24 protein-coding genes are annotated in these 25,311 nt (G+C 49.7%); 8 read left to right on the top strand and 16 right to left on the bottom strand.

What is annotated here, in order from left to right; all coding sequences use genetic code 11:
• The first annotated feature begins 41 nt into the window (after positions 1-41).
• The 4 genes from lysC to CR164_RS06005 all read left to right on the top strand — a co-directional run bounded on the left by lysC (position 42) and on the right by CR164_RS06005 (position 4,459).
• Entirely contained in the window at positions 42-1,457 is a 1,416-nt protein-coding gene (gene lysC, locus CR164_RS06020; protein WP_110023016.1) for a lysine-sensitive aspartokinase 3, read from the top strand.
• Between the two features lie 156 nt (positions 1,458-1,613).
• Positions 1,614-2,603 carry a phosphoribosylformylglycinamidine cyclo-ligase gene (gene purM, locus CR164_RS06015; protein ID WP_110023015.1) on the top strand — a complete coding sequence of 330 codons (990 nt, stop codon included), beginning with the start codon at positions 1,614-1,616 and terminating at the stop codon, positions 2,601-2,603.
• Positions 2,604-2,722: 119 nt separating this feature from the next.
• A complete protein-coding gene (gene plsY / locus CR164_RS06010) occupies positions 2,723-3,430 on the top strand; it encodes a glycerol-3-phosphate 1-O-acyltransferase PlsY (protein WP_110023014.1) in 708 nt (235 codons plus the stop codon).
• 24 nt (positions 3,431-3,454) lie between these two features.
• Positions 3,455-4,459, top strand: a complete 1,005-nt coding sequence (locus CR164_RS06005; protein WP_110023013.1) for an NAD(P)H-dependent glycerol-3-phosphate dehydrogenase — start codon at positions 3,455-3,457, stop codon at positions 4,457-4,459.
• Between the two features lie 52 nt (positions 4,460-4,511).
• Here the strand turns inward: CR164_RS06005 and CR164_RS06000 are convergent, their stop codons facing one another.
• From CR164_RS06000 to CR164_RS05990, 3 genes are read right to left on the bottom strand one after another with little or no spacing between them, the layout of a single operon-like run.
• Positions 4,512-5,006 (bottom strand): SixA phosphatase family protein, encoded by a 495-nt coding sequence (locus tag CR164_RS06000; protein WP_110023012.1) that lies wholly within the window; start codon positions 5,004-5,006, stop codon positions 4,512-4,514.
• A complete protein-coding gene (locus tag CR164_RS05995) occupies positions 5,003-6,118 on the bottom strand; it encodes a glycoside hydrolase family 3 protein (RefSeq protein WP_110023011.1) in 1,116 nt (371 codons plus the stop codon). The genes CR164_RS06000 and CR164_RS05995 overlap by 4 nt, the downstream gene beginning before the upstream one ends.
• Positions 6,119-6,147: 29 nt before the next feature.
• Positions 6,148-7,470, bottom strand: coding sequence for an AAA family ATPase (locus CR164_RS05990; RefSeq protein WP_110023010.1), 1,323 nt, complete (start codon positions 7,468-7,470; stop codon positions 6,148-6,150).
• 128 nt (positions 7,471-7,598) lie between these two features.
• Here CR164_RS05990 and kdsA point away from each other — a divergent pair, with 128 nt between their 5' ends.
• Both kdsA and CR164_RS05980 read left to right on the top strand, forming a co-directional pair.
• Positions 7,599-8,417: a 3-deoxy-8-phosphooctulonate synthase gene (gene kdsA, locus CR164_RS05985; protein WP_110023009.1), complete on the top strand. Its 819-nt coding sequence runs from the start codon at positions 7,599-7,601 to the stop codon at positions 8,415-8,417.
• A 42-nt stretch (positions 8,418-8,459) separates the two neighbouring features.
• Positions 8,460-9,029 (top strand): KdsC family phosphatase, encoded by a 570-nt coding sequence (locus CR164_RS05980; RefSeq protein WP_110023008.1) that lies wholly within the window; start codon positions 8,460-8,462, stop codon positions 9,027-9,029.
• 51 nt (positions 9,030-9,080) lie between these two features.
• On the opposite strand, the gene recO is transcribed toward CR164_RS05980, so the two are convergent.
• A complete protein-coding gene (recO, locus tag CR164_RS05975) occupies positions 9,081-9,872 on the bottom strand; it encodes a DNA repair protein RecO (protein ID WP_161953488.1) in 792 nt (263 codons plus the stop codon).
• A gap of 173 nt (positions 9,873-10,045) precedes the next feature.
• Between recO and CR164_RS05970 the strand changes: the two genes are divergently transcribed.
• Entirely contained in the window at positions 10,046-10,291 is a 246-nt protein-coding gene (locus tag CR164_RS05970; protein ID WP_110023006.1) for an FmdB family zinc ribbon protein, read from the top strand.
• A gap of 81 nt (positions 10,292-10,372) precedes the next feature.
• Here CR164_RS05970 and CR164_RS05965 read toward each other — a convergent pair whose 3' ends face one another.
• Complete coding sequence (locus tag CR164_RS05965) at positions 10,373-11,296, bottom strand: OstA-like protein (RefSeq protein WP_110023005.1); 924 nt, start codon at positions 11,294-11,296, stop codon at positions 10,373-10,375.
• A 56-nt stretch (positions 11,297-11,352) separates the two neighbouring features.
• On the opposite strand from CR164_RS05965, the gene CR164_RS05960 reads away from it, so the two are divergent.
• Positions 11,353-12,459 (top strand): UDP-N-acetylglucosamine 2-epimerase, encoded by a 1,107-nt coding sequence (locus tag CR164_RS05960; RefSeq protein ID WP_110023004.1) that lies wholly within the window; start codon positions 11,353-11,355, stop codon positions 12,457-12,459.
• A gap of 60 nt (positions 12,460-12,519) precedes the next feature.
• Here the strand turns inward: CR164_RS05960 and CR164_RS12930 are convergent, their stop codons facing one another.
• The 11 genes from CR164_RS12930 to CR164_RS05905 all read right to left on the bottom strand — a co-directional run bounded on the left by CR164_RS12930 (position 12,520) and on the right by CR164_RS05905 (position 25,304).
• Positions 12,520-12,762, bottom strand: a complete 243-nt coding sequence (locus CR164_RS12930; protein ID WP_146204141.1) for a hypothetical protein — start codon at positions 12,760-12,762, stop codon at positions 12,520-12,522.
• A gap of 117 nt (positions 12,763-12,879) precedes the next feature.
• The gene (locus tag CR164_RS05950) at positions 12,880-14,082 is read right to left on the bottom strand and encodes a glycosyltransferase family 2 protein (protein WP_110023002.1); all 1,203 of its coding nucleotides are present in this window, start codon (positions 14,080-14,082) and stop codon (positions 12,880-12,882) included.
• On the bottom strand, positions 14,079-15,299 hold the full coding sequence (locus CR164_RS05945; protein ID WP_110023001.1) for a glycosyltransferase family 4 protein: 1,221 nt from the start codon (positions 15,297-15,299) through the stop codon (positions 14,079-14,081). The genes CR164_RS05950 and CR164_RS05945 overlap by 4 nt, the downstream gene beginning before the upstream one ends.
• Positions 15,296-16,390, bottom strand: a complete 1,095-nt coding sequence (locus tag CR164_RS05940; protein WP_110023000.1) for a glycosyltransferase family 2 protein — start codon at positions 16,388-16,390, stop codon at positions 15,296-15,298. The genes CR164_RS05945 and CR164_RS05940 overlap by 4 nt, the downstream gene beginning before the upstream one ends.
• Positions 16,391-16,421: 31 nt before the next feature.
• The gene (locus tag CR164_RS05935; protein WP_239994476.1) at positions 16,422-16,862 is read right to left on the bottom strand and encodes a hypothetical protein; all 441 of its coding nucleotides are present in this window, start codon (positions 16,860-16,862) and stop codon (positions 16,422-16,424) included.
• A 6-nt stretch (positions 16,863-16,868) separates the two neighbouring features.
• On the bottom strand, positions 16,869-18,293 hold the full coding sequence (locus tag CR164_RS05930; protein WP_239994475.1) for a hypothetical protein: 1,425 nt from the start codon (positions 18,291-18,293) through the stop codon (positions 16,869-16,871).
• A 16-nt stretch (positions 18,294-18,309) separates the two neighbouring features.
• Positions 18,310-19,515: a glycosyltransferase family 4 protein gene (locus CR164_RS05925; protein WP_239994474.1), complete on the bottom strand. Its 1,206-nt coding sequence runs from the start codon at positions 19,513-19,515 to the stop codon at positions 18,310-18,312.
• Between the two features lie 71 nt (positions 19,516-19,586).
• Entirely contained in the window at positions 19,587-20,093 is a 507-nt protein-coding gene (locus CR164_RS05920; RefSeq protein ID WP_110022996.1) for a serine O-acetyltransferase, read from the bottom strand.
• Entirely contained in the window at positions 20,090-21,259 is a 1,170-nt protein-coding gene (locus tag CR164_RS05915) for a glycosyltransferase family 4 protein (RefSeq protein ID WP_239994473.1), read from the bottom strand. Before CR164_RS05915 ends, CR164_RS05920 begins: the two co-directional genes overlap by 4 nt.
• Entirely contained in the window at positions 21,241-23,544 is a 2,304-nt protein-coding gene (locus tag CR164_RS05910; RefSeq protein ID WP_110022995.1) for a GumC family protein, read from the bottom strand. Before CR164_RS05910 ends, CR164_RS05915 begins: the two co-directional genes overlap by 19 nt.
• Positions 23,544-25,304, bottom strand: coding sequence for a lipopolysaccharide biosynthesis protein (locus CR164_RS05905; protein ID WP_110022994.1), 1,761 nt, complete (start codon positions 25,302-25,304; stop codon positions 23,544-23,546). Before CR164_RS05905 ends, CR164_RS05910 begins: the two co-directional genes overlap by 1 nt.
• Between the last annotated feature and the right edge of the window lie 7 nt (positions 25,305-25,311).

Genomic DNA, 25,311 nt, shown 5'->3' with positions numbered 1-25,311 from the left:
GCCTGAAATCAAGAGATCACCATAGAAAGATAATAACTGTCATGGCTGTAATGAAATTTGGGGGGACGTCGATCGGAACGGCTCCCGCCATGAAGCGGGCAATGGAAATTGTTGCCGCAGAAAAAAATAGAGACGTGCCGCTTGTCGTGCTCAGCGCATGTAGCGGAATTACCAACAAGCTGATTCGGATTGCCGAGAAGGCCGGTGAAAGCTGCCTTGAAGAAGCGATGGCGCTTTCCGGTGAAGTGCGAGAGCACCATCATGATTTGGTTGATTTTTTGATAAACAACGATACACGTCGCAAATCTCTGCTTGAGAAAGTGGATGCATATGTTGCCGAGCTCGACGTGCTTATTAAAGGAGTCGATATTGTCGGTGAGTTGACTGCGCGATCTTTCGACACGTTTTGCTCATTCGGCGAGCTGCTTTCCACTACCATTTTCAGCGAGGCGATGCAGGAGGCCGGCTATGAAGCGGTTTGGCTGGATATACGTGAGGTGATGATAACCGATGATAATTTCAGCGCTGCACGTCCGCTGGAGAGCCTTTGCGAGACAAATGTAAAAAAAGCGGTCAAACCGCTGCTTGAAGAAGGTAAGGTTGTTATAACTCAGGGGTTTATCGGATCTACAAAAGATGGAAAAACAACGACGCTCGGCAGGGGAGGTTCGGATTTTACCGCTGCACTTCTCGGGGCGTGGCTTCCGTCGAACGAGATACAGATATGGACAGATGTGGATGGCGTGATGACCTGTGATCCGAGGATTATTCCTGATGCAAGAAGCATCAGGGTGATGACGTTTACCGAGGCGGCGGAACTTTCCTATCTTGGAGCCAAGGTTCTGCATCCCGATACGATTGCTCCTGCAGTGAAGCAGAATATTCCTGTTTTTGTGCTCAATTCACTGCATCCGGAAGCGAAGGGAACCGTTATTACCAATAATCCGGTAACCCTCGAAGGTATGAGCTATGGCGGACTGGTTAAATCCATAGCGGTAAAAAAAGGCCAGTGCATCATTAATTTCCGTTCCAACCGAATGCTCGGCCGGCACGGTTTTATGGCGAAGATTTTCGAGGTGTTCGCTCGTACAGGGGTTTCGGTTGAAATGATTTCGACAAGTGAGGTCTCCGTTTCCCTGACGGTGAATGAATCTGTTCAGCTTGAAGAACTTCTGGCTGAATTGAGAAAAATGGGTGACGTTGAGATCGAACCGAATGTTGCAACTATCAGCGTTGTCGGTGATAATCTCAGAACGTCAAAAGGTGTGGCCGGCAGAATCTTTAGCGCCATGAAAGACGTCAACATCAGAATGATTTCACAAGGTGCATCCGAAATCAATGTTGGTTTGGTTGTGGAGGGGGATGATGTTTCGAAAGCGGTTCAAAGTCTCCATCACGAGTTTTTTTCAGGCAACGAGACCAGCGGTATATTTGAAACGCCGGCGAATAAACGATAGCCGGTTCTGTTCGTCTCTCGGCAGAAAAGTTTGCAGTGTGTTATCTTGAAACAAAAGGGGCCTCTATTTAGTCAGGAATCCTGAGTATAAATCGGGATCAACGAAAGAATTGCGTTGCGGAATGCGTAGAAGTGTCCAATAAATCAAATCAGGGATATGGATTATAAAACGGCAGGAGTCGATATCAGTGCAGGTGAGGAGTTCGTGCGATTGATCAAGCCCGATGTTCGCCGGACGTTCACCCGCGGAGTCATGACCGATATTGGAGCATTCGGCGGTTTTTTTCAGCCGGATTTTTCTGGATATGGCGAGCCGGTTCTCGTCAGCAGCATCGACGGAGTTGGAACGAAACTGAAAGTTGCGGCTGAAATGGGCAGATATGATACTATTGGAGCGTGTCTGGTCAATCATTGTGTGAATGATATTCTGGTGTGCGGGGCGAAACCGCTGTTTTTTCTCGACTACTATGCATGTGGAAAGCTCATGCCATCGATGGCTGCGGATGTTGTCAAGGGAATGGTGAGGGCATGCAGGGAAAATTCCTGCGCTCTGATCGGTGGCGAGACTGCTGAAATGCCGGGGGTTTATGCCGAGGAGGATTTTGATCTAGCCGGAACGATTGTCGGTGTTGTCGACCGTGGCAAGATTATCAACGGGACGGCAATATCGGAAGGAGATGTGATGATCGGTCTTCCTTCAACCGGTTTGCATACGAATGGCTACTCTCTTGCAAGGGAAGTTTTGAAAGGCAAGCTTCAGAATACCTGTGATGGTCTCGAAGGTACGATCGGCGATGAACTGTTGAACGTTCACCGTTCCTACCTCCCGGTTGTCGAATCACTGCTTGGAGCTGATGAGCTGCATGGCATGTCACACGTTACGGGTGGCGGGTTGATGGGAAATACCATGCGGATTGTCCCGGAAGGTTTTTCTCTCGATATCGAATGGACATCATGGCCTGAGCCGATGATTTTCGACATCATTCGAAAAGAGGGTAAAGTCCCGGAGGAAGATATGCGCAGAACATTCAATCTCGGCCTGGGTTTGGTTATGATTGTTTCCAAAAACGGGGTAGACCGCATAATGGCAGATTTGAAATCGAAGGATGAAAATGCTTACATTATAGGCCAAGTTACTCGGGCATGACATACTTGTCGGTGTTTTTGATTCCGGATTATGAGTTTTTAATCCTCTGAAGGCTGCGTATACAGCTTGTAAACAACAATTTTAACGCTTGATACGGGTTGAACATAACCCGGACTATTATGCTTACTTTGATTGTGATTCTGATCGTGAGCTACCTCATTGGCTCGATACCTACCAGTATCATCGCCGGTAAGCTGCTCAAAGGCATCGATATTCGTGATTACGGCAGCGGAAATGCCGGGGGGACCAATGCTTTTCGTGTTCTCGGATGGAAGACGGGATTGACGGTTACCATTCTCGATATCGTAAAGGGAGCGATTGCGGCAATATCCGTCGTGGTATTTTTCGAAGCCCATCCTCTCGGACCCCTTCCGGATATCAACCCTATTGCGCTACGGCTGATTGCCGGATTATGTGCGGTTTTCGGTCATGTCTTCACCATATTTGCCGGTTTCAAGGGAGGGAAGGGCGTAAGCACAGCTGCAGGTATGATGTTCGCTATCGCTCCTGTGACAACACTTATCGTGCTTGGGATTTTCCTGCTTGTTATCTTTTTTTCACGGTATGTTTCGGTTGCCTCCATGCTGGCTGCAGTGGCTTTTCCTTTGATTATCGCTGTGAGAAAATACCTGTTCGATCTTGGCGGGGGTTTGGATTACTATATCAAAATGTTCAATACCAGGGTATTTATTCATGACAGCCTTGATTATCACCTTTTGATTTTCGGGCTTATTGTCGCTTTTGCGATCATTTACACCCACAGGACAAATATCAGGCGTCTCATTTCAGGTAATGAAAACCGGGTTACTTTCCACGGGCGTTCCTGATGCATTATGCGTTGGGAGAAACAGATGAAGATAGCCGTATTAGGAGCTGGAAGCTGGGGAACGACGCTTGCTGTGTTGCTGGCAGAAAAAGGGTTTTCTGTCGATCTGTGGGCGCACCGCAAGGAGTTTGCGCTTGAGCTCGACCGTTTTCGCAAGAATTTCCGATACCTTCCTGGTGTCCTGTTTCCCGATACTCTTCATATAACCGGAGACATTTCCAGCGCTGTCGAAGATGCAGGAATGATCATTACGGCCGTGCCGTCGCAGGCGTTGCGTGAAACACTTTCATTGCTGCGTGCATCCTCTCTTGAAGAAACAATCATCGTCAATGTCGCCAAGGGTATCGAGCTCGATACAGGCCGGCGTTTATCGGAAGTTGTGCTTGACGTGCTTCCAGCCATATTGCCTGAGAAGGTTGCTGTACTCTATGGCCCGAGTCATGCGGAAGAGGTTTCGGAGAGGCAGCCAACAACGGTTGTCGCAGCATCATCCTCTCTTGAAACGGCGAAGAAGGTTCAGGATGTTTTCCATACGAGCGCCTTCAGGGTGTATGTCAATACAGATATCGTCGGCGTTGAAGTGGCGGGTTCGGTAAAGAACATTATTGCAATCGCGGCAGGGATCTCGGATGGTCTTGGTTTTGGCGACAATGCCAAGGCCGCGATCATTACGCGAGGACTCGCCGAAATGTCACGTCTTGTTGTCGGTCTCGGAGGTGATCCGATGACCGTATCCGGGCTTTCCGGGATAGGGGATCTGGTTGTCACCTGTTTGAGCCGTCACAGCAGAAATCGGTATGTTGGAGAGCAGATCGGTAAAGGCCGGAGCCTCGATGACGTTGTCACCCATATGAAAATGGTCGCGGAGGGGGTTCCCACCACCAAAGCCGTTGTTGCCCTGAGCAAAAAGCTCGGTGTGGATATGCCGATAACCGTTGCGGTGTATGAGATGCTTTTTGAAGGCAAGCCGGCAGAAAAAGCCATTCTGGATTTGATGACGAGAGAGCCGAAAAAGGAGCTGGAAGAGTAAAGGGGCTGCAGTTGCCACGGCGCAGGTCGAGGACTGCCAGGCGAGGCGTTGTTTACTGGTATTTCTTCGGATACTCGTACCATACCAGTTTACCCGAATCCATCAAGGTTTGCTGCCAAAAATCGGTCTTCAGATCGATTCTGACGACTCCACAGGTGACGATATTTTCAAGGTGTTCGCCGGAAATGAAGTTCGCAAAGGAGGTCATTGTCGGATTGTGTCCGAAGAGCATGGCTGAAGAACAGCTATCGGGAATTTCCCGGACAATCTGCAGCATCTGATTGATCCCGCCTTCATAGATTTCAATACGCTGTTCGATCTTTTCAGGGGGATACCCCAGAACTTCACAGAATGTTTCCGCAGTTGTCAATGCACGGTTTGCCTGGCTGGAAATGATACGGTCGACCTGTACGTTGTTTTCGCTCATCAGCTTTGCCATGAATGGCGCTGCTTTTTGCCCGCGTTTATTGAGAGGGCGGTCGAAGTCAGCCAGGTTTGCATTATCCCAGCTCGATTTTGCATGCCTGACAAGATAAAGGGTTTTCATTTGGAAACAGTCAAGTATTGTTGCTTCAGTGTCGAGATCCGCTGATAAGAACTGTCTATTCGCGCAGGCGGTATTGTTCCGTTTTCGACAAGTGAGTGAATGATCGAGATTGCTTTCCGGGCAATGCCGGGATCATAGCTTGAATTGTTGGCAAAAAGCAGGATGTCGACACCTGCATCGATGGCTTGCAGGATTGCTGTTTCGAGGCTATAGTGGTCTGAAACCGCTTTCATCTGCATGTCGTCACTGATTACCGGACCTTTGAACCCGAGTGAGTTGCGCAACAGTCCTGTGACGACGGGTTTTGACAACGTTGCCGGAAAAATGCTGTCGAGCCGGGCGTTGTAGACGTGTGCTGTCATGACGAGGTCGCTGTAACCATGATCGATGAGCTTCCTGTAAGGCTCGAGCTCGGTTTTGTTCCAGCTTTCGGTTATGTCGGTGAAGTCCTTGTGGGTATCGGTTGTCGAGCTGCCATGGCCGGGAAAATGTTTGAGAGTTGCAATGATTTTTTTCGTATGCAGTGCTCTGACTGTTGTGGCGGCCTGTGACGTCACGATGTCGGGGTCGGCTGAAAAACTTCTTTCCAGAGAGCCGATGACCGGATTTTCAGAGTTGCTGTCAAGATCGACTACAGGGGAAAAATTGACGTTGATTCCGGCTTTTTGAAGAGATTCCGCGATTTTCAATGCCGCATGGTAGGTGCTGTCGGGATTATTGAGCAATCCGAGCTTCTTTGCCGACGAGCTTTCGGGAAACCCGTATTTTGTTTTCAGTCTCGCTATTCTGCCGCCTTCCTGGTCGACAGCTATGAGAAGAGGTGTTTTCGCTGCCTCTTGCAGCTCGTCTGTCAGTTTCTTCAACTGCTGTGGAGAAGTGATATTTCTGCCGGGTGATTTCGACGGAACGTCGTAATCGAACAGAACTACTCCTCCCAGATTGCGCACTGTTATATCTTCTTTGAGATTCGGTGCTTCCTGCAGGGTTGTTCCCCGAAAACCAACCATGATCATCTGCCCGATTTTCATGTTCAGCTGATCCTGCACAGGCCTGGCAACGGCAGTCAGTGTATGCAGGATCAAAAAAGAAACGGCAAGGAAGCTTTGTTTCATGAGCGCTTTAGAATTCAGCAGATGTCTTGTCAGGAAGCTGCTTTTACAAGAGAAAGAGTTCCGTCTTTCACCGTTATAGTTACGGAGTCACCTTCCTGAACGGAACCTTCAAGGATCAGTTCCGAAAGCTTGTTGGTAATATGCCGCTGCATGACCCGTTTGAGCGGCCGAGCGCCGAATGCGGGGTCGAAACCTGCATTGGAAAGCCACAGAAGCGCATCGTTTTCCAGGGTTAAGCGGATATTCTGGCGAAGAGCGAGTTTTTTTATCAGATTGAACTGTATCGTGACGATTTTTTCAAGATCTTCCCTGCCGAGAGGCGTGAAAAGGATGACTTCATCGATACGGTTGAGAAACTCGGGACGAACTTGCTGCTTGAGGAGCTGAAAGAGCTTTTCCTGAAGGCTTTCCAAAACAGTATCGCGATTTGCTCCATCCATCTTTTCCATCTCACTCTGGATGAGCTGTGCACCAATGTTGCTTGTCATGATGATGATGGTGTTCTTGAAATTCACTGTATGACCTTTGCTGTCGGTCAATCTGCCGTCATCGAGAATCTGCAGCAGGATATTGAACACATCGGGGTGAGCTTTTTCGATTTCATCAAGCAGAACAACTGAAAACGGTTTTCTCCGCACCGCTTCAGTAAGCTGTCCTCCCTCTTCGTAGCCGATATAGCCCGGAGGAGCTCCCACGAGACGACTGACGGTATGGGATTCCATGTATTCGCTCATGTCGATACGAATCATCGCATCCTCATCGTCGAAAAGATATTCGGCAAGGGTTCGTGCAAGCTCCGTTTTACCGACCCCTGTCGGGCCGAGAAAAATAAACGATCCTATTGGTTTTTTTTCATCTCCCATGCCTGCACGTGACCGCTTGACAGCTTCACTGACTGCCTGAACAGCTTTATCCTGGCCAATCACGCGTTTATGCAGTTCTTCGTCGATATGCAGGAGCTTTTGGCGTTCCGACTGGAGCATCTTGCTGACCGGTATACCGGTCCATTTGGAAACGATATCCGCAATATCTGTGGCATCGATCTCTTCTTTTATAAGGAGCTCGCCCGATGCGCTTTTCTCTTCGATTTTCTGCTTGTTGTCTTCAATCTCTTTTTCTATCGCTGCGATGCGCCCATAGCGTATTTCCGCAACTTTACCGTAATCGCCGCTTCTTTCGTACTCTTCTGCCTGATGTTTGAGGTCTTCCAGTTCAGATTTCAGTTTTCTGGATTCCTGGACAAGACCTTTTTCCGCATCCCAACGCGCTTTGATCCTTCGCTGTTCTTCATGGAGGTTGGCAAGCTGTTTTTCAATTTCTTCCAATCGTTGTCTGGTATCCGAAGAGTTCATACTTGCGTTTTGATGAGTTATGAAATAATGTGTTAAGTTGTAAATTTAAAGCTTAAATCGAAAAAAACGCAACATCCTGAAAGTATCGTTTTTTTGCTGTCTTCCGGGATGTAATAACGGCTATACAGGTGGAAAAGTTCTCAGTTGGAGCAGTTACCATTCCAGATGAAACGTCGCTTTTTTTTATTGCCGGGCCATGTCTTATCGAGGGCCGGGAGATGGCTTTTGACGTTGCGTCTGCCCTGCGATCGATTCGTGACTCGGAAAATGTTTCGTTTATTTTCAAGGGATCTTTTCGTAAAGCGAACCGAACTTCTGCCGGTTCTTTTACAGGAATCGGCGATATCGAGGCGCTTGAAATTCTTGGAGAAATCAGAGAGCGTTTCGATATGCCGGTGCTTACCGATGTTCACGAAACGCATGAGGTGGAGCAAGTTGCACACTATGTCGATGTGCTGCAGATTCCAGCCTTTCTCTGTCGCCAGTCCGACCTTTTGAGAGCGGCAGGAAGCTCGGGCCTCTGTGTGAATATCAAAAAAGGGCAGTTCATGGCTCCTGAGGATATGGCTATGGCTGCCGATAAAGTCTCCCGGACGGGCAACTCACGTGTGATGCTGACCGAAAGAGGGACGACCTTCGGTTATCACAATTTGGTGGTTGATTTTCGGAGTATTCCCAAAATGGGCAAAACCGGCTATCCGGTCATCTATGATGCAACCCACAGTCTCCAGCTTCCTTCAGCTGGAAAGGATGTTTCCGGAGGGGAACGGGAATATCTGCTTCCGATGGCAAGGGCTGCCGTTGCTGCAGGAGTTGACGGTCTGTTTTTCGAGGTTCACCCTGATCCTGAAAAAGCTCTGTCCGATGCTGCCACGCAACTTGCGCTCAAGGATTTCCCTGCGGTTGTAAGGCAGTTGCAAAAACTTCATGCTTGTCTGTCGGCATGATCTGAATGTGTTAATTATGCAAAACGTAAAACTCAGAAAACAGTGTCAGGTATAAACTACTTTGGGATTCAGCTGTCATCCGGTGACGCTTCCGAGCGCTTGCAGAATGCATTGCGACAGGTCAAGGCGTTGATTTTCCCGGTCGAAGGTATTTTGACGGGAAGCCAGGTAACCTTCAATGGTCGCGGGGAAGAGATCTGTTCCTGTAATGTGAGGGATGCTCTTGCGATAAGTGAAGCCAGGCAAAGAGGGCTCCACGTAGCTGCAGTTTCGGAACGGTCGAGTGACGCACAACGGCATTTGCTTGGCCATCTTGGAATAGAGCATGTGTATCTTGATTATGGTCGCAAGGTAGATGCATATGAGGAATTCAAAGCAGGTCTGGGCCTGGAAGACGAAGAGTGTGCCTATATTGCCGATGATGTTGTCGATATACCGATCCTTGAAAAAGTCGAGCTTTCCATTACTCCGATTGACGGCATTGAATATCTTCGCAATCGTGTTTCCTATATTTCTGCCTATGAAGGAGGGAAAGGATGCATCAGAGAGATGATCGAGCTGATTCTCCAGGAGCAGGGAAGGTGGGAATACAGCGAATACTCGGCCATGTGAGGAAATAACCCGGAGATCTGAAGTCGGAATCCGGTAGATGACGGTAGAGAATCAAATTCCTTTGGAGCGTATTTGCGAAATGATTTTCCGGTTTTTTACTGGCGGTTGGCTGTCGCTGTGCATCGAGCAATAGTTCTGTAAAATGTCGCATAACTGTTGACTCTCTTCGGGTAAAACGTCAAGATCGTTGACCGAAAGAATATCGGTATTGGCAAGTGTGTGCATAAGCAGATACACAGGGACCGGTAACGGCTGCCAGGCTTGGCGTGAGTGAATCGCCGGAGGTTGGAGCGCGACACCTCCTGGATCATAGACAAGGTAAAGCGAGCTGTCCGGCCTTTCCTCGAGTATCGCCATGATACGACTGCCGGTCATGACGCAATGTTCGATTGATGGCTCAAAACCCATGTTTGAGATAAGCCGGAGGAGAAACCACGCCACGACTGCATCGGTGTTTTGACAGGTGCAGCAGAGGCTTTCGATCGTCAGGGCGAGGGCATCGAAGAGGTGGATATTTTTTTCTTCGTTTCCTGTTGTGTTTCTGATTGTTTCAATGATACGATAGATTGCGCTGAAACGTTCCATGTCCGGTTCCGCGGTCATCGGGCTTCTGATGATCCGAGCTTCGCTGACAAGGTGCAGGTTGCGGTTGTTTCCTTTGTAAAGCACCACTTCGAGAAGGTTGCCGGTGCTGAACAGCCCGGAAAGCTTGCTTTTGGGATTCCTGCTTCCTTTGAGAATGACGGAGAGCCTTCCGAAATCTCTGGTATAAAGCGTGCATATCGTCGAGGTATCCCTGAACTTTATTTCTTTGAGAACGAAAGCCCTGGTTTTGGTGAGCACGGTGCGGATTTTTTTATTCGGCAAAATAATTATATATATCCCAGCCTGGTTGTTTCAGGTTGAGATATGCAGCTTTAGGATAAAGTATACAAAATAACAGACAGACGGGGACCTCCATTGACGTTTTACAACAAGGGAAAGGTACCCGTAAATAGATTACGGAGGTAATTACAATGCCAACCTACCAGTATCGTTGTAAAAAGTGCGGATGCGAAGAAGAGGTTTTTCAGAAAATGAGTGATGACGCATTGACGACATGTCCTGAATGCAATGCTGAAACGTTTGAGCGGGTTATCAGTGCAGAAGGAGGTTTTTTGTTGAAAGGCTCAGGATTCTACAAAACCGATTACAGCAAACAGAGCTGTGAAAGTGCTTCTTCAGGATCATGTCCGACAGGTTCTTGCCCTCTTGCCAAGTAAGTTCAGGTTTTTCATATATCGAACAAAAAGCCTTTCTTACCGGAAGGCTTTTTGCATTATTTTTTTCTCCATTACCAACACCTAAAAAGCCGGTTTCTCATCGTAGCGCAGCCTGAAGCCGGGAAGGTCGACTTTTCTACTGCCCCTCAGTTTGTTCGGGTACTGTTTTCCTTCAACGTTGCCGCTTACCGCTATTCTATCAAGTTGTCCATCGGTGAACGACATGACTATTCTGTTCCCGCTCGAGTAGTTGATCCCTGTTGGCGTTTGGTCTTCGTCGTAGGTATGATAGAGGCTCCGGGCCTGTGAATCGACTTGTACGCCGGTTACCGTTTCCTGATCATCGAGCTCGATGTACATGGTTTTACCGCTCAGCTGGTTGTATAACTGTCTGCTTGGATCAAGGGTGTCTCTGGCTGCAAGAAAAGCTTTGCCGATGACGGTGATTTTTTCAATGTTTTTCTTTTTGTTCAGCTCTCTGAGCTGTACCGCAATACTGTCTCCGCTGAGCTGGCGTTCCCCCTGCCATGCAATAGCGTTCTTGTAAATCGATATCTGGTTGCTGGGGTTGTCGATACGCGCTCGTTCGGATTTCGTGATCAGGTTGTTTTGAAGAAGCCGACCCTTTACATTGTTTTCAAGCTCTGCAATTCCGGTATCGGGGTAATAGAGTGCATCGTCGCAGTAGACTTCGAGTTTACGGTCGGTCATGAAAATATTGCCGCGTAGCTGAACGATACCGCTTTCAAGAAACTCGGTGGCCTTGTCACAGGTAAGCAACAAGTTTTCCTGAACAAAGACGACGTTGCCGGAAACGGAGCGTACCTCTTCTACTCTGCCGGTTGGAGAACGTTTCTTTCCTCCCTGCAGTTTATCGGCCTGTTGTAAAATAATTTTCTTTTTTTCCGCAAGGGCAGTATTATGATTCAGCTTCAGAATACTGTCGTTTGCCTGAAACAGCAACAGGCAGAGCAGGACGAGCGCAAGTGTTTTGGTTCCCTTCATTTCCTATAGGGATGGATTGGTTGACGTGTTTGAACAATGTAAAAAGGATTTGTCTCGTGAAAAAGATTCTTTTGGTTGCCGGTGAACGACATGGCTTGTTGAAGGTTCTCCCTTTACATAAGGCTTTACATGAGCATGATGGATATGAGGTTCTGTTTGCTGCCGGTTCTCCGTTGCCTCGGGGGGAACGTTCGGGGGAAAATCTTCCGGAACTTTTCGGGATTTCCGAAACTATCTTTTCAGTCGGGACCGGAGGCATTTCTCCGGTTGGTCGAACGGCTTCGGCAATGACTGCTTTTGAAAAGCTTGTTGTCGATGAAAGACCCGAAATTGCCGTTATTGGCGGAGACGATGATGTTGCTTTAGCCGCAGCACTTGCTGCTGTAAAGCTCAGTCTTCCGATTGCATATATCGGTGCGGGTATGCGGGATTACAATCGCAGTTCACCTGGTGAAATCAACAGGAAGCTTATCGATACGGTTGCCGATATTCTGTTTGTCAGTGAGCATAGCGGTGAATACAATCTTATCAATGAGGGATACGATGAAGACCGGATTTTTTTTGTCGGTGAAATGACTATCGACAGCCTTGCCGGTCTTATCGGGAGGGCTAACAGCTCCAGCGTTACCGGTGATTTCGGGGTCGAAGCAAAGAAATATGCTCTGGTTCTGCTCGACCGTGCGGCTGCTCTTGACGATATCGATGTTCTCAAGAAAATGGAGCGAGTGGTAAGGGCCATTGCCGAGAAGCATCCGGTATTGATACTGGCCGATCCCTATGTTGGAACTGTTTTGCGGGAACATGAAATGGAACCTGCCTTTACGTCGCTGCCAGGGGTTCAGGTCATACAGTTTCCCGGATATGTCGAACTCCTGCGGCTGGTCAAGGATGCTTTGTTTATCGTGACCGATTCTTTGACTGCTCAAGCCGAGTCGACCGTCATGAAGGTTCCGTGTCTGACGATGCTTGACGATACTTCCAGTCCTGCAACCATCGAGATCGGCACCAATGTTCTTGTCGGGGACAGGGAGGAAGATATTCTTCAAGGCATAGGCGATGCTGTGGAGGGAAAAATAAAACACAGGGCAAAAATTCCGGAAAAATGGGATGGCGCCGTAAGCCAGCGTATTGTCGATGTATTGGATCGGCTTTTCAGGGAATGATCGGGGCCAGGCTGCCGGTATGCAAGCCTTCTTTGCCGGTAAAAAAGATGTTTTCAATATCTATTTTCGGTTTGCAGAGCGTTTTCCGAGCAGAAGCGTTCGGGTTATATCATATCGTGATGCAACGACTTCGACCAGGATAGGATCTGCTGTTCCAAGCGTTGTGCCGAGGATGAAAAGGAGCCATATGTCGTTGATGCCGGTGCTCTTGGCTGTAATTCTCGAAGCTGCGGTGAAAAAGACATGGAAGAGGTAGGTGGAGTAGGAATAGTTTCCGATAAAAGCCAGGAATTCCGATCGCATCTTTGTCAGAAAGAGCGTGAAACATGAAAGCGTGCCTATTGTCAGAGCGTTGAGAGACCGCCGGGGTTTTCCGTACAGTAACAGAAAAATGATGATAAGGGCAAGGAGGGTTTGTTGTCAGGTTTCCCGTTGTTTATCGGTGTTTTCCCGGGAAGTTCGTACCCATTCATTCCTTTTTTTTCGAAGCAGCATGGCTGCGTACAGCGGTATTTTCCATAAAATGTAGAGCGGTGCGGCAGCAAGCACGAACCAGGTGGTTATGGGGGCGTGCCGTTGTATCTGGCCTGAGATGACATACATGAACAGAATCAGCCACCAAAAGGCCGGGACAAAGAGCCAGGCGCCTTCGAGGAGCAGGAACGATGCTGTTGTTACCAATGCGAAAAGTATCACGAGCAGTGAAAGCGGAGGGATTGCAAGTTCCGCTAAAGCGAAGAGGTATCGGAAATCGCGTGAACGGGCAAAAAGAGAAAACAACGGCCCGGTCATGTTTTTTACCAGGAAGAAACGGCCTCCTTCCCATCTGCTTCGCTGGCTTGAGGCGTGTTTGCCCGAGGTGACCATCTCGCTGCGTATTACAGCATCCGGATTGTAATGGACATCGATACCGTCCTGTAAAAGGCGCAAGCTGAACTCCATATCTTCTACAATGGAGTGGCAGGGCCAGCCGTAGTGTTCGAGAACACTTGTCCGGAACGCCATGCCGTTTCCTTTCAGGACGGCTGTTCCTGAAAGCACGACCGAGCCGGCCATGCGCAAATGGTTGAAGACATTGAACGCGGCATCGATGAGACCTGGTCGCCAGCCTGCGCCCGGATTGCTGACCCCGTTGTATGCCTGCAGAACGCTGGTCTCCGGCAGGCTGAGCGAGGCGCTTATCTCGCGCAGATAGTTTCTGTCCGGAGTGACATCGGCATCGATAATGGTGATGACGTCCGTGTTATGGTAGAGGTTGCGGTGATGGTGGAGGAACCAGTCCAGCGCCTGACCTTTTCCCCTGTTTGACGTATCATGGCGTTCAGCGACCGTTGCGCCTGCATTGCGGGCATGCTCTGCTGTCAGATCGGTACAGTTATCGGCTATAACGTAGATTTCGAAACGGTTTGCGGGATAGTCGCTTTCCTGAACGCTTCGAATGGTGCGTACAATTCCCTCTTCTTCATTATGGGCGGGGATGAGTACCCCGATATTGAGGAAACGGTTCTGCTCAGGATTCTCCTTTCGGAAAAGAAACGCTGCAATGGTTGTTACAAGCAGATAGCCAGCAGGGAGGCTGAGCAGGATAATCAGGATTTGAAGTATTGTATCGACAACGCTCATGTTCTCTGGTTTTCTTCCTGGAAAAGTTTGACCATACCGGTATTGTTGGAATGCTGATTATACTGCTCGAGCACTTTCTGCCTGCCCGCTTCGGCAAGCTTCCGTCTCAGCGGAGGGTTTTCGAGCAGTTTTTCGATCTCTTCTGCAAGGTTGTGTGAGTCACCGGGGACGGCCAGCAGACCGTCTTTTTCGTGATCTATTAGTTCAGGGATTCCCGTTATGCGTGTTGCTATAACGGGAATCTCCTTTGCCATGGCTTCCATCAGCACGACGGGTACCCCTTCGGCAAAGCTTGCCAGGATGAAAATATCTGCTTTGTCATAATAGGTTCTTACCTTGTCCTGACCGAGAGCTCCGGTGAAGGTAACCGTTCCGTCGAGTCCGCTCTCTGCCGTACTGTTTTCGAGAGAGGTTCTGTCGGGGCCGTCACCAACCATGGTCAGGTGAAAGGTGTACCCCTTCGCTTTCAGTCGGGCACATGCTTCGAGCAGAATATGCTGTCCTTTTGCCGGTACCAGTCTGCCTACGCAAAGCAGTTGCGTTGTTTTGTTGCTTGGTTCCGGCCTTGGCGAATAAAGTGCCGGATCGACTCCACAGCGGACAATGTGGTACCGGTTCCATTCCGACGGGTCGCTGATACGCATGACCTGGCTTCGGCAGTAGTGGCTTATGCAGCGGATAAATGAGGCATCCCTGATTTTTTCGGGAAGCATGGCCGAATCGACTGTATAGAAGATATCCGGGCCATGTATCGAAAGGCTGTAGGAAACGCCTCCATAGTGCTTCATGAGCCTCGCGACAAGAGCTGTGGGGTTTGCGAAATGCTCGTGAATGTGCGTGATGTTGTTGTGGTGTGCCCATTCGAGAAGGATGCCGGCTTCGGCGAGGTATGCAAGCGCCTTGATCGGACTTTTGGGACCTGTGGTGAAAAGTTTGAGTGCGGAAGCCGTCATTCTGAGGTATCCCGGGAAATTTTTTTTCAGGCAGTGCAGATGGGCTTTGAGTATGGCGAGCGGTGAGCGGGAGAGAACCATCAGGGTTTTGTCGGCTTCACGCTGTTCGTCGGGTGTCATGACATCGAGATCCGAGGGTTTTCGGATCGAAGCTGTGTGAACGCTTATTCCGGCTTTGCGAATCGATTCAATTTCCCGATAGATAAAAGTATGGGAAATAGCGGGGTATTCGCTGCAGAGGTATCCTATCGGTGTCTGGTTCATGATGTAGGGTTTGAGAGTCTTGTCTGAAGCTTGTTCCGCCTGTTTTTCAGCGGTTTGTTGAACGCACGTCCTGTATAAAACCGAACGATGCCGAAGAATTGCGGGAGCGCAACCAGCGAGCAGTGCCAGGCATATTTTTTTGCATCATTGCGGTTAAGTCGGTTTTCCTTCATGAACTTGTCGACTTTGAATAGTCGGGGGCCGAGGAGAAGAACCGTTCCCCCCGCCAGGCAAAATGCAGCTACCGTGATACCGGCGATATTCGGTTGAACGGCAGGTATGGCAATGCCGGCCAGTATGCCGGCCAGAAAACCGCCGCCTTTGATGATTATCCTCCGTTGTTCCGTTTTCCAGAAGCTGCTTCCGGTTGCTCCGATTCTGCTCTGTACCGCAGCAAAACCATATCCTGAACGATATGATCGGCGCAGGTACTGTGCTGTTTTCAGCATGGCCAGGTCATGGTGGGTCATGAGGGCGTCGAGCATGAGAAATTTCCACCCGGCTTCGTGTATCCGCCAGCTCAGTTCGGGGTCTTCTCCCCCGACAAGTTCTTCATCGTATCCCCCTGATGACTCAAGGGCATCGCGACGGATCATCACATCACCGCCGAAACTGTCGCACTCACCGGGAAGGACGTTCCACTCGAGATCACCTACCCAGTTGAAAAAAGATCGTTCGGGGTGCATTTCCCGCCGGTAGCCTCTGACTGCGCCAACCTCCCGGTCGTCATTCATGGCTTCAACACCCGTGGCGAGCCACTCCGGGTCGAGAATGGTGTCCGAATCAAGGAACTGTACGAAGGGTGCCGACCCGGCTTTCCACCCGGCGTTTCTGCCTATGCCGGGGGTGGGAAATTCCAGGTTGAGCTCGATTACCGTTACTTCCGTGAACGTTCGGGCGATCTCGATACTGCGGTCGGTCGACCCTCCATCGGCATAGAAAATATGCAGCAGTGCTCGTGGATAGTCACTCGAAAGGATCGAATTAATACAGCGTTCAAGGGTTTTTTCGCTGTTGATCCCGATGATCACGCAATCGATAGAGGGACATTCCTCTTTGGCGGTATGATGATTGTTGTGTTCCTGGTTCATTTGTCGGGATAGTTACCCCCTCATGAAGAGGTTATTGTTTGGATGCTTCATGATTTTTTTCCATTTCATAATGATTGTTCAGGCGTACAACGAATCCTGCGGCAATGCCGAGGATGACTCCTGCATTGTTTGCCAGGGCGTTCAAGGCATGGAACGGTTCTCCAGTTACAACTACGTTTATGGTTTCGAAAAGGTAGCCGAGGGGTGTTATGGCGATGGACGCGAGAAAGGCGGTTTTTCTGTTCGCAAGCAGTACCATGGGTACAAATGAGAGAACGCTGTAAAGAATGATATGGGCCAGGGTGTCCAGGCCGTAGAAATTCGCTATGATTGCATTGAACGGTATGAGGCTTCCCGCAAGGATAAGAAACAGGCTTACCAACCAGTATCCTATCATCTTGTTGCCGTTGTCAATCTCGGGTTTGAGCATCGGGCTGTTCTGCTTCATGATATGCAAGTGGGGTGTGGCCATGTTCGATCAGTTGATAAACCTTGATGGTGATATTTCCGGTTCGGTGATGAATCGGGTTGTGGAATGACTCGGAACGGATTGGCGGATCGTAACGGATGATTCAACTTCGGGTATCGATGCTGGAATTCCTGCGTGCATTCGTAGCATCACACCGATGATACCGCCGCTGAAAAGCATATATATCGGGTTGATCATCGAATTGAGCAGGTTGTCGATCATGTAGATTGCCAGAAAAACAGCCATGACTGCAGGCGCCGCCCATTGCTGTTCGTTCCATCGGTTGGGTTTGACCCGTAACAGAAAAAGTATCACCGGTAACTGTACCGCGATGATCAGGGCGATGAGCCCGTATATGCCGTTCTGGCCGAGGGTGATGATCCACAGGCCGTCCGCGATACTGATATCCTTGCCTTTGTCGTCGTAAACGCGGGAGCGTCCGAAGCCTCCCCATCCGAAAAAGGTTCCCTGGAGTGCTTTGTCGATGAGGATCGTTTCGTTATCGAGGCGGAACTGTAGTGACTGGGCACGTTCTTCACTGATTTTTTCTGCTACGAATTGTGAAAGGTTTCTGCCATCCCATGTGCCGGTCGTTCTCGTAATGATATAGAGGTGAGGTGTCACGAGAAGAATCAGAATCAAAATTCGCAGCTTCATTTTATTTGTCAGAAAGATGACTATGAGACCGAGAAAGAGCAGAGAAACCGCTCCGAAGGATTTCATCATCATGGTTGTGAAAACAAGCAGCAGCAACAGATAGACCGTGGGGACGAAAAGGATTTTTTTCGGCAGGCTGCCGGATACATAAAGCCAGACTCCGAGAAAGACGGCAATGACCATCCACATCGAGGTCATGAGCCCGTGATCCATGAACACCATCGGTCTGAAACCGCCGCCAGCTCGTATTGTCTGCAGGAAACTGTGCTGGTGGAAGCCGTATGTCATGCGGTGGAGCTGGGGGCTCATGATCATTTCGAACCAGCAGAACGGTATGTAGACGATACCCCCGATGACGATGGCCAGGGCGAGGATTTTAAGCCCTTCGGTATCACTGAAGTAGATTCTTGCGATATAGTAGGGGAGGCCCCAGGTGATGCTTTGATACATGGTTTGGGATAAGCCGTCATAGGGGCCGAGTCCGTTGGCGACCGACGAGAAAAAGGGAGCGGTGCACCACAGGAGAATAGGGATGTCAACGGCGCTGAACCGGAATTCACTGAACCGTTCTTTGTCGAAAAGCCAGGCCCCGGCCAGAATGCCGACACAGGTCGCGGTTGTTTTGGTGTAGTCGGGCAGCGCCGGTAGGTTGTATGCTGCGACCGGAAGAAACATCCAGCCGGCTACAAATGCCGCAGCTGCCGCTATTTTCGCCTCGAGACGTGAAAAAAGTATCATGACGAAAGGGATCCAGCCGAACATTACGATCGGGACCATGATATTTCCTGGTGCATTACCCATAAGGCAGGCTCCCTATAACTTTTTTAAGTGCGGCTCCCCAGGAACGGTCTGGATCGTAGAACTGCTCCTGTACGGCTTTGCAGCCCTGCTGTTTTTCCCGGTAAAGGTCTTTTGAAGAAGAAAGTTTCTTGACAGCTTCGAAATATGACGACGGGTCGTCGGGAACAGCTTCCACGACAGCTTCTTTCACGTAATCGAGTGCAGGGCAGACTGACGAGGTGATAACCGGTCTTCCGGCAAGGATGGCTTCGGCAACGACTTTGTTGAACCCCTCCTCGAATGAGGTTCGGGTTGGAACGATGAAGGCATGACTCCGGTTGATGTGCTCCAGCATTTCCTGTTGATGGCAGTAACCGTGCAGATGAAAAAGCTGTTCGACTCCTTTGCTCCTGGCAGTCATTCTGAGCGAGTCTTCCTCCGAACCGTCGCCGCAAAGGTGCAAGGTGACGTCGTCTATTCCTGCACGATCCAGCATCAGAGCGATCTCGAGAAGGTCGTAGACTCCTTTTTCGATTTCCATCCGTCCGGCATAGAGCAGGTTGAATGGTCGCTGCTCTGTAGGCGGTTGTATGGTTGTGAACAGTTTGCGCCGGTAAAAGGGGATGAAAGGGTAGATGGGCACGGTGTTCCCTCTGGTCATATCGAGCAACTGGCGCCGGATATCGTTTGAAAGGCAGAGTATGGCCTGCGCCCTGTTGGCGAAAAGGCGGCGGCTGAGAAGCGAGGTGAGCCTCGCTCTGGCCGTTTTGTCGCGGCTTCTGGGCCAGAGGGTGCAGTGCAGGGAAACTGCGAGACGCATTGTTTTCGGAGCAAACCAGACAAGAGAGAAAAGGTGCCCTGTAGAGTCAGCCATGACAAGGAGGTCGGCATCGACAGCCAAGGCCCGCTTTATGATTTTTCGAACATAGCGTATCTGTTGGGTATGGAATGCAATACCGTTACTTGCCGGTCCTTTCGGGAGGTTCTCGACGATGAACTGCGCTGTCGTGATACGGTCTGTGCGCGGGCATGACGATACCGCAACCCCTTTTGCCCCAAGCGTTCGGCAAAGGTCGAAAAACTGGCTGCTATAGGTGACGGCTACCTGGTGTGGATCGTCTCTGCCTTCCTGCCAGCAGGAAAAAGTCGTGACGATGTCCCCCGGCCCGGCAGCGTAAAAGATGCAGAGTTGTTTGCCTTGCTTTTTTCTGTTCTGCATGTTCATCCGCTGTGTTTTTTCGTTGATCTTTTCGGCATGTTCCCCCTTCTTTATGGTTGTGTTGTTTCCTTTTATTTTGCCGTTTCATCTACTTTTTTTACCTGTGCGGGTATGCCGACTGCCGTCGCATGGTTCGGGATGTCGTCAATAACAACAGCGTTGGCTCCGATACGAGCATGGTTGCCGATGTGAACACCGCCGAGGATTTTGGCTCCGGCTCCTATATCGACATGTCCTTCGATCACAGGTAAGCCTTGCTTTGGTCCTTCACCGATGGTTACCTGTTGAAAAATCAGACAGTTTGGTCCGATTGTCGCATCGGGATGAATGACGATGCCATTTGGATGGGGAATGAGAAGGCCTCCTCCTATACGAGTGTTGATAGGGATGTCCGCTCCGCAGACCGCGCTCCAGAACCTGTGGCTCAGGACAGCGAAAGGTTTCATGGTCCGGGATGTGATGCCTTGTTTCTCGAGTCGCTGGTAAAGTCGAATCGCCGAGAGCATTTTTTTTCCGGGTTCATAACGTCCGGGAATGATTTTTTCCCTGTCCCAATCGGCTTCTGTTGCTGATATCATAGTGCTTCTTTTGTTTTCCAGATCCCGATGCAGTGCTCTTCGAGAAGCCTGGCTCGTTGTTCGGCAACCTGTTTCCAGGTGAACTGTTTCGATCTTTGCTGTGCGAGATTTCCGATCTCTTTTCTCCTATCGGGGTTTTCCGCCATGAGTGTCATTGCCTGGGCCCATGCGTCGATGTCCATATCCGGCAGGATTGTGCCGTTCTTGGTGTTTTCAACAATTGCGCCTCCACCCATGGCGGTGACAAGCGGAGGGATGCCATGTGCCATGGCTTCATAAGTGACCATCGGTCCGCCTTCCTCGAGGCTTGGAAAAACAAATACATCGGTTTTTCTGTAGAGCTGGCCGATATCCCTGGTATAGTTCACGTGACGTACGTTTTTGATGCTTTCGAGCGAAGGGTAGTGCTCCTGTATTTCATGGGCTATCGAGCCACACAGCAGGAGTTCTGCGTTGAGGTCTGCCCGTTTCCACGCTTCGAGAAGCAGTGGTATTCCCTTGCGAAGACAGATGGTACCGGCAAAAAGAAAGACCGGGCGCAGAGAATTCGATGGTTCTTTTTCCCTGGACGGGAACCGTTCAGGAGACCATCCATAGCTGGTGGAAAGCAGTTTGCTTTCATCGACGTTGTTCTCGAGCATGGAGTTACGGACCATCGGGCTAGGGCAGAACACGGCGTCTGCAATGTCGAGTTTGCGGTTCTCTTCTTCTATGGCCTCGCTGGTGATTGCCGCCGTTACAGGGATGTTCCAGTGCTCGGAAGCCTGTTGGAGAATGCGTTGTGCGCTGTGCCTGTGGCAATTGATGCGTTCGATGATGATGGTTGCGCCACGTCTTTCGAATTCCTCGAATATTTCCAGAGAAAGACCAGCCCACAGATAAACGTAAGGGGACTGTTTCTCTGTTTTCAGAAAAAAACGCTCGGCAATCCGCCGTGGGATTGCGGGATAGCCCAGCCGGTAGATAACTTTTTTGGCAAGACCGCTCATGGCAGGTTTGAGCCAGGAGTAGCCGAGCGCCGGGTCGGTACTGGGAACGGTAAGGCTGACATCTCTGCCGCTGTTGTGCCAGTGCCGGCAGAGTGAAAGAGGTACGTGACTGTTACCGAGGTTCGAGGCATGGTAACCGAACAATACGGGCAGGTGGCTCATTTTTTTCTCCCCCATTTTATTTTCGCCTGTATTTTTTGCAGTAGTGTTTTTGCCATTTCCTGTGCTTTTTGCAAGAGCTTTCTTGCTCTTTCCTTTGTTTTTTGCAGCAGTTCTGTTGTTGATGGTAGTTCCCTGAGAAGGGTTTCCAGCTTTTCAGTATTTACCCGGTTGAGAAATTCAGGGCGTTTTTCAAGCAGTTTGTCGATACTGAACGACCGCTTGTAGCCTCCCCAGTTCAGTACGGGAGCGATTACAGGAGCATTGAGGTATACCAAAAGTTCAGCGGCGGTTCTCAGATCCCGGAAAAGCGTGCTGTCACCGAGCGCGATCAAGGTGGTTATGTCGGTGTGAGTCACGAGGTTTTCTGTCAGGTCACTTTCCATGAGGGGGGCTGAATCGATACAGATGATATCGTATTCTTTGCGGATCTCTTTAAGGACATTTGCCAGTTTTTGTTGTGGAATGCTTCCCCCTGTTGCGTTTCCTGTCGGCATGATATCCATGTTGTTTTCCATTCGTGTGCGTATTGTTGTTTTCCATGGTATCGATGAAGAGAGTATGTCAAGAAGTCCGGGTGCATCGGCAGGTATTTCAGGTACAAGTTCCGTCGACCGGTTCGAGGTATCCGCATCGATGAAAAGAACTTTCGGCACAAGGGTGCCAAGGGCACGTGTTGTGTTGAACGCGATCGAGCTGCTCCCGACGCCTTTTTCGATACCGGTAAACAGAATGATTCCGGCTCCATGTTTTTCTTGTTCGTGTTTCAGTCGTACAGCAAGACTGCGCAGGGCTCCTGCTGTAACAGGATTTGACTCGATCTCCTGGGAGAGCAGTGCTTTTCCGGCATCCGGAATGACAGCAGCCGGCGGATGGCCCAGACCGTGCTGGATTTCTTCAGGGCGTCGTATGCGATTGTCAAAAAAGTCATATGCCAGAAACAGGCCGCCGGTGCTGCCAAATGAGAGAACGAAAAAGATCAGCATGAGCTTTTTGACGTTTGAATCGGCTGCGCTATCGGGTTCACGTGCCTGTGACTCGATAGAGATGCGCAAGGGAGCTTTGCCTTCGACCTCGAGTTCATGTATTCTTGTATCGATACGGTTGAGCAGTGCACGTTTATGCTCGAGCCGGGAGTCCAGAGCTTGGCCGAGATGCATCCCAACCGAGATACGGACGCCTTCTTCCTGGTTTTGTTTTAGCTTTTCGAGTACTTCGGTTTCAGCGTTCGATGCTTTTTCAAAACGATTTTCCGCGAGTATCAGATCTTTTTGAAGATCATAGTCTCTCTTGCCGTAAAGAATTGTTCGAGCATTGTCGCGGATTTCATCTTCAAGTTTTTTTTCATAACTCTGCATTCCTTCCATACGTTGTTCGACGTAAATGCGGTCGGGGTTGTTTTTAGTCAATCCATCGGTTGAACTTCTCATCTGCTGGAGTTGCTGATAGGTCCAGGAGCTGGTGAAATCGAGGGACTGATCTTTTATGACAAGCTCTTCGACCATGGGATCGAGAGAAAGCGACTCGAGCAGTTCGTTTGCTTTCAGGGTTGTGTTGAAATTGTTTTCGGCAATAACCCGTTCTTCGAACGTGCGGACATAGAGCTTTTGCAGTTCCTCGGTTTTTTTGCTTGCAAGGTTGTAATCTTCTGAAAAGGAAGCGGTATAGATATCGCCGGTAAGCTGGCTTAGCTGTTCCTCGATGTTGGTTATTTCTGCTGTCAGTCCTTGCTGTTTGTTGCGAAGAAACGTCAGGCGTTCGTTATCCTGCATTTCCGTGTTGGTGCGGACTTTTTCAAGAAAGACCTCCATGAATGTATTCAAGAGGGTGGCAAGGCCTTTCCTTTTAGGGCTTGAGACAGAGACCTGAATCAGATGGGTCCCGCTCATGGGTGTGACTTTGATGATCAAGCCAAGAATGTGTGCGCATTTGTCGGCGGGAAGCGCTGGTGGCAGTACGGCCGCTTTTTCTTCGGGTGTGAGCTTTTCGACGGTTCTTTTCAGAACTTCGAACTGCATCATTCTTTTGGCCTGTGTCCTGGCATAGTCCTGGTAGTAGTTGATGATGGACGGGTCTTCACTTTTGGTTATGAGTGACGGAATCACGGGATCGATGCGTATGAGTGCTTTCGCTTCATAATTGGGCTTGCTGATCAACAGGACGACCGGGACAGAGAGGGTGAAGAGAAACGAACCGATGATCAGAACAAACAAACCGTATCTTTTCAAAAACCCTATTGTATCGAAGGCTTTCGATGGTTTGCCGTGAGGCAGTGGATTTGTCGTTGTCTGAAAGTCCGCCATTATGGTTTTCTTTTACTTGCGGAAAAAACCGGTAAAAGATCGGCGGCTCTTTGTTTTTCATCCGCATTCAGTACGGTATACCAGAGGATTGTCAAGGTGACGGCAATGTAAAGTATTGCATAACCCAGAGCGATCAGAATGGTTTCTATTCTGCTGCCGGAAGGTACCGCCAAGGTTGCAATGTAAATGCCGGCGGCGGGAATGAGAGGAACAAGCGCCGGAATGATAGTGTGTCCCGTAAGCTCTTTCAGGGAAATCTGGAATGTGTAATTGCTTCGCCAGAAAAAAAATATGGCGCTGGCGGACGATGATGCAGCCAGGGCGGCTGCAGCTCCAGCAAGACCGTAGGATGCTGTGGCTGAAGGGAGCCACAGCAGAACAAGCACCAGTTGTGTCAGCAGGTATTCGAACTCTCTGCCGTTTCGGTCGATACCGCGGAATATAAGGTTGCCCGGCCCGGTGGAGAGCTGCATGGTATAAGCCAGGGAGATGAAAATCATGAGGAGTATGGCCTCATTGTAGCCGGGGCCTACCCATGCGTTGATCAGCGGGGTTGCAGCGGCGATCAGGAAAGCGAAAGTGGTTATGCTTACAAGGTTTGTATAGCGGAGTCCGTTGAGGTAGAGCATTCTCAGTTCACCTTTGCTGAGCCGTTCGCCATGTCGGTGTTTTTTTCTGAGCGGTATGAAAAGGATGATCGATACAATGACAAGGAGCGGTGCTAACGATTCAGCAGGAATCGGGAGCATCCGATTCACCGAAGGCAGGAAAAGGGTTGGTACGGCTCCTGCGGTAAATATGAAAAAGGTGATGTGCAGATAGTTGCGGGACCGTTTTGCCGGTGAATCGTGAGACTCTTTTTCCCATGATGCATCGAGATGAGCTGCTGTCGGCAAAAAGGGGCCGAAAGCCGATTCGGATATTTTTTTTGCGGTAAACGGAAGCTTTCGTCCGATTTCAAACATCCCGACTGCTGCAAGGCCAGATATGGCGGTGACAAAAATCCTGTCGAGAGCGGTCAAAAAAATACCCGCAGCGCCAAGTGCCTGTACTTTTCCGCCGAACACGAAAAAAAGCCGGAAATGCTCATGGTTTATGAGACGGGGAGATAGACGGATACCGGGAAGAAGGCGGCGGGTGACCTGCCAACAGCTCCAGGTTTCAAGAATAACTCGTAGCGTGTAGGCATAGAGCAGTCCCATAATGCCGGTTCCGAGAAGAAGAAATGCGATGATTGCGGCAACTTCAGCAAGACCGGCAAACGTGGTGATGGTTTTCTCTTTTGCGATTTCATGCAGTCCATTGATGATGAAGCGGAACCCGCCAAGTGTCAGCTCAAGGCTGAAAACCGCAGCCGTTCCGAGAAAGATGGACGTCGCTATCGGTTGCTGTGCCTTGTCTATCTGAAAGATATCGTGAATCAGCGGCATGAACAGATACAGCAGCAGAATGAAAAGCAGGCTGAATACAAGCATACAGGCGATACCGGTTGAAAGGAGCCTGCCGATCTCGCTTTGACGGCCTTCGGCGAGATAGCGAGCTGTATAGCGGATATACGTGCTGTTGATTCCGAACCCTCCCATCGAGGCGTAGGAGAGAATAATGAAGCAGAGCGACCATAGGCCGAATTCAGCAAGGGTGAGATAGTTCAGAATAAAAGGGGTCAAAATCAGTCTGCTGACAAGATAGATTCCAGTTGCTATCATGCCCGATAGCGCGTTGCCTGCCATTTTTTGCTGTATGGAACTATTCAGATCCATGGTATTG

This window comes from Prosthecochloris marina, from assembly GCF_003182595.1.
Taxonomy (GTDB): Bacteria; Bacteroidota; Chlorobiia; order Chlorobiales; family Chlorobiaceae; genus Prosthecochloris; species Prosthecochloris marina.
This window is presented reverse-complemented; position numbering and strand designations above follow the sequence as displayed.

Bases quoted from the DNA above. Each gene is read 5' to 3' on its own strand.
- CR164_RS05920 (WP_110022996.1), bottom strand. From the start codon at position 20,093: ATGATATCAGCAACAGAAGCCGATTGGGACAGGGAAAAAATCATTCCC.
- plsY (WP_110023014.1), top strand. From the start codon at position 2,723: ATGCTTACTTTGATTGTGATTCTGATCGTGAGCTACCTCATTGGCTCG.
- CR164_RS12930 (WP_146204141.1), bottom strand. From the start codon at position 12,762: ATGCGATCGGAATTCCTGGCTTTTATCGGAAACTATTCCTACTCCACC.
- purM (WP_110023015.1), top strand. From the start codon at position 1,614: ATGGATTATAAAACGGCAGGAGTCGATATCAGTGCAGGTGAGGAGTTC.
- CR164_RS06005 (WP_110023013.1), top strand. From the start codon at position 3,455: ATGAAGATAGCCGTATTAGGAGCTGGAAGCTGGGGAACGACGCTTGCT.
- CR164_RS05925 (WP_239994474.1), bottom strand. From the start codon at position 19,515: ATGCAGAACAGAAAAAAGCAAGGCAAACAACTCTGCATCTTTTACGCT.
- CR164_RS05990 (WP_110023010.1), bottom strand. From the start codon at position 7,470: ATGAACTCTTCGGATACCAGACAACGATTGGAAGAAATTGAAAAACAG.
- CR164_RS05905 (WP_110022994.1), bottom strand. From the start codon at position 25,304: ATGGATCTGAATAGTTCCATACAGCAAAAAATGGCAGGCAACGCGCTA.
- CR164_RS05995 (WP_110023011.1), bottom strand. From the start codon at position 6,118: ATGAAACAAAGCTTCCTTGCCGTTTCTTTTTTGATCCTGCATACACTG.
- CR164_RS05945 (WP_110023001.1), bottom strand. From the start codon at position 15,299: ATGAACCAGACACCGATAGGATACCTCTGCAGCGAATACCCCGCTATT.
- CR164_RS05940 (WP_110023000.1), bottom strand. From the start codon at position 16,390: ATGAACCAGGAACACAACAATCATCATACCGCCAAAGAGGAATGTCCC.
- lysC (WP_110023016.1), top strand. From the start codon at position 42: ATGGCTGTAATGAAATTTGGGGGGACGTCGATCGGAACGGCTCCCGCC.
- CR164_RS05950 (WP_110023002.1), bottom strand. From the start codon at position 14,082: ATGAGCGTTGTCGATACAATACTTCAAATCCTGATTATCCTGCTCAGC.
- CR164_RS05915 (WP_239994473.1), bottom strand. From the start codon at position 21,259: ATGGGGGAGAAAAAAATGAGCCACCTGCCCGTATTGTTCGGTTACCAT.
- CR164_RS05930 (WP_239994475.1), bottom strand. From the start codon at position 18,293: ATGGTCCCGATCGTAATGTTCGGCTGGATCCCTTTCGTCATGATACTT.
- CR164_RS05965 (WP_110023005.1), bottom strand. From the start codon at position 11,296: ATGAAGGGAACCAAAACACTTGCGCTCGTCCTGCTCTGCCTGTTGCTG.
- CR164_RS06000 (WP_110023012.1), bottom strand. From the start codon at position 5,006: ATGAAAACCCTTTATCTTGTCAGGCATGCAAAATCGAGCTGGGATAAT.
- CR164_RS05970 (WP_110023006.1), top strand. From the start codon at position 10,046: ATGCCAACCTACCAGTATCGTTGTAAAAAGTGCGGATGCGAAGAAGAG.
- CR164_RS05935 (WP_239994476.1), bottom strand. From the start codon at position 16,862: ATGGCCACACCCCACTTGCATATCATGAAGCAGAACAGCCCGATGCTC.
- CR164_RS05910 (WP_110022995.1), bottom strand. From the start codon at position 23,544: ATGGCGGACTTTCAGACAACGACAAATCCACTGCCTCACGGCAAACCA.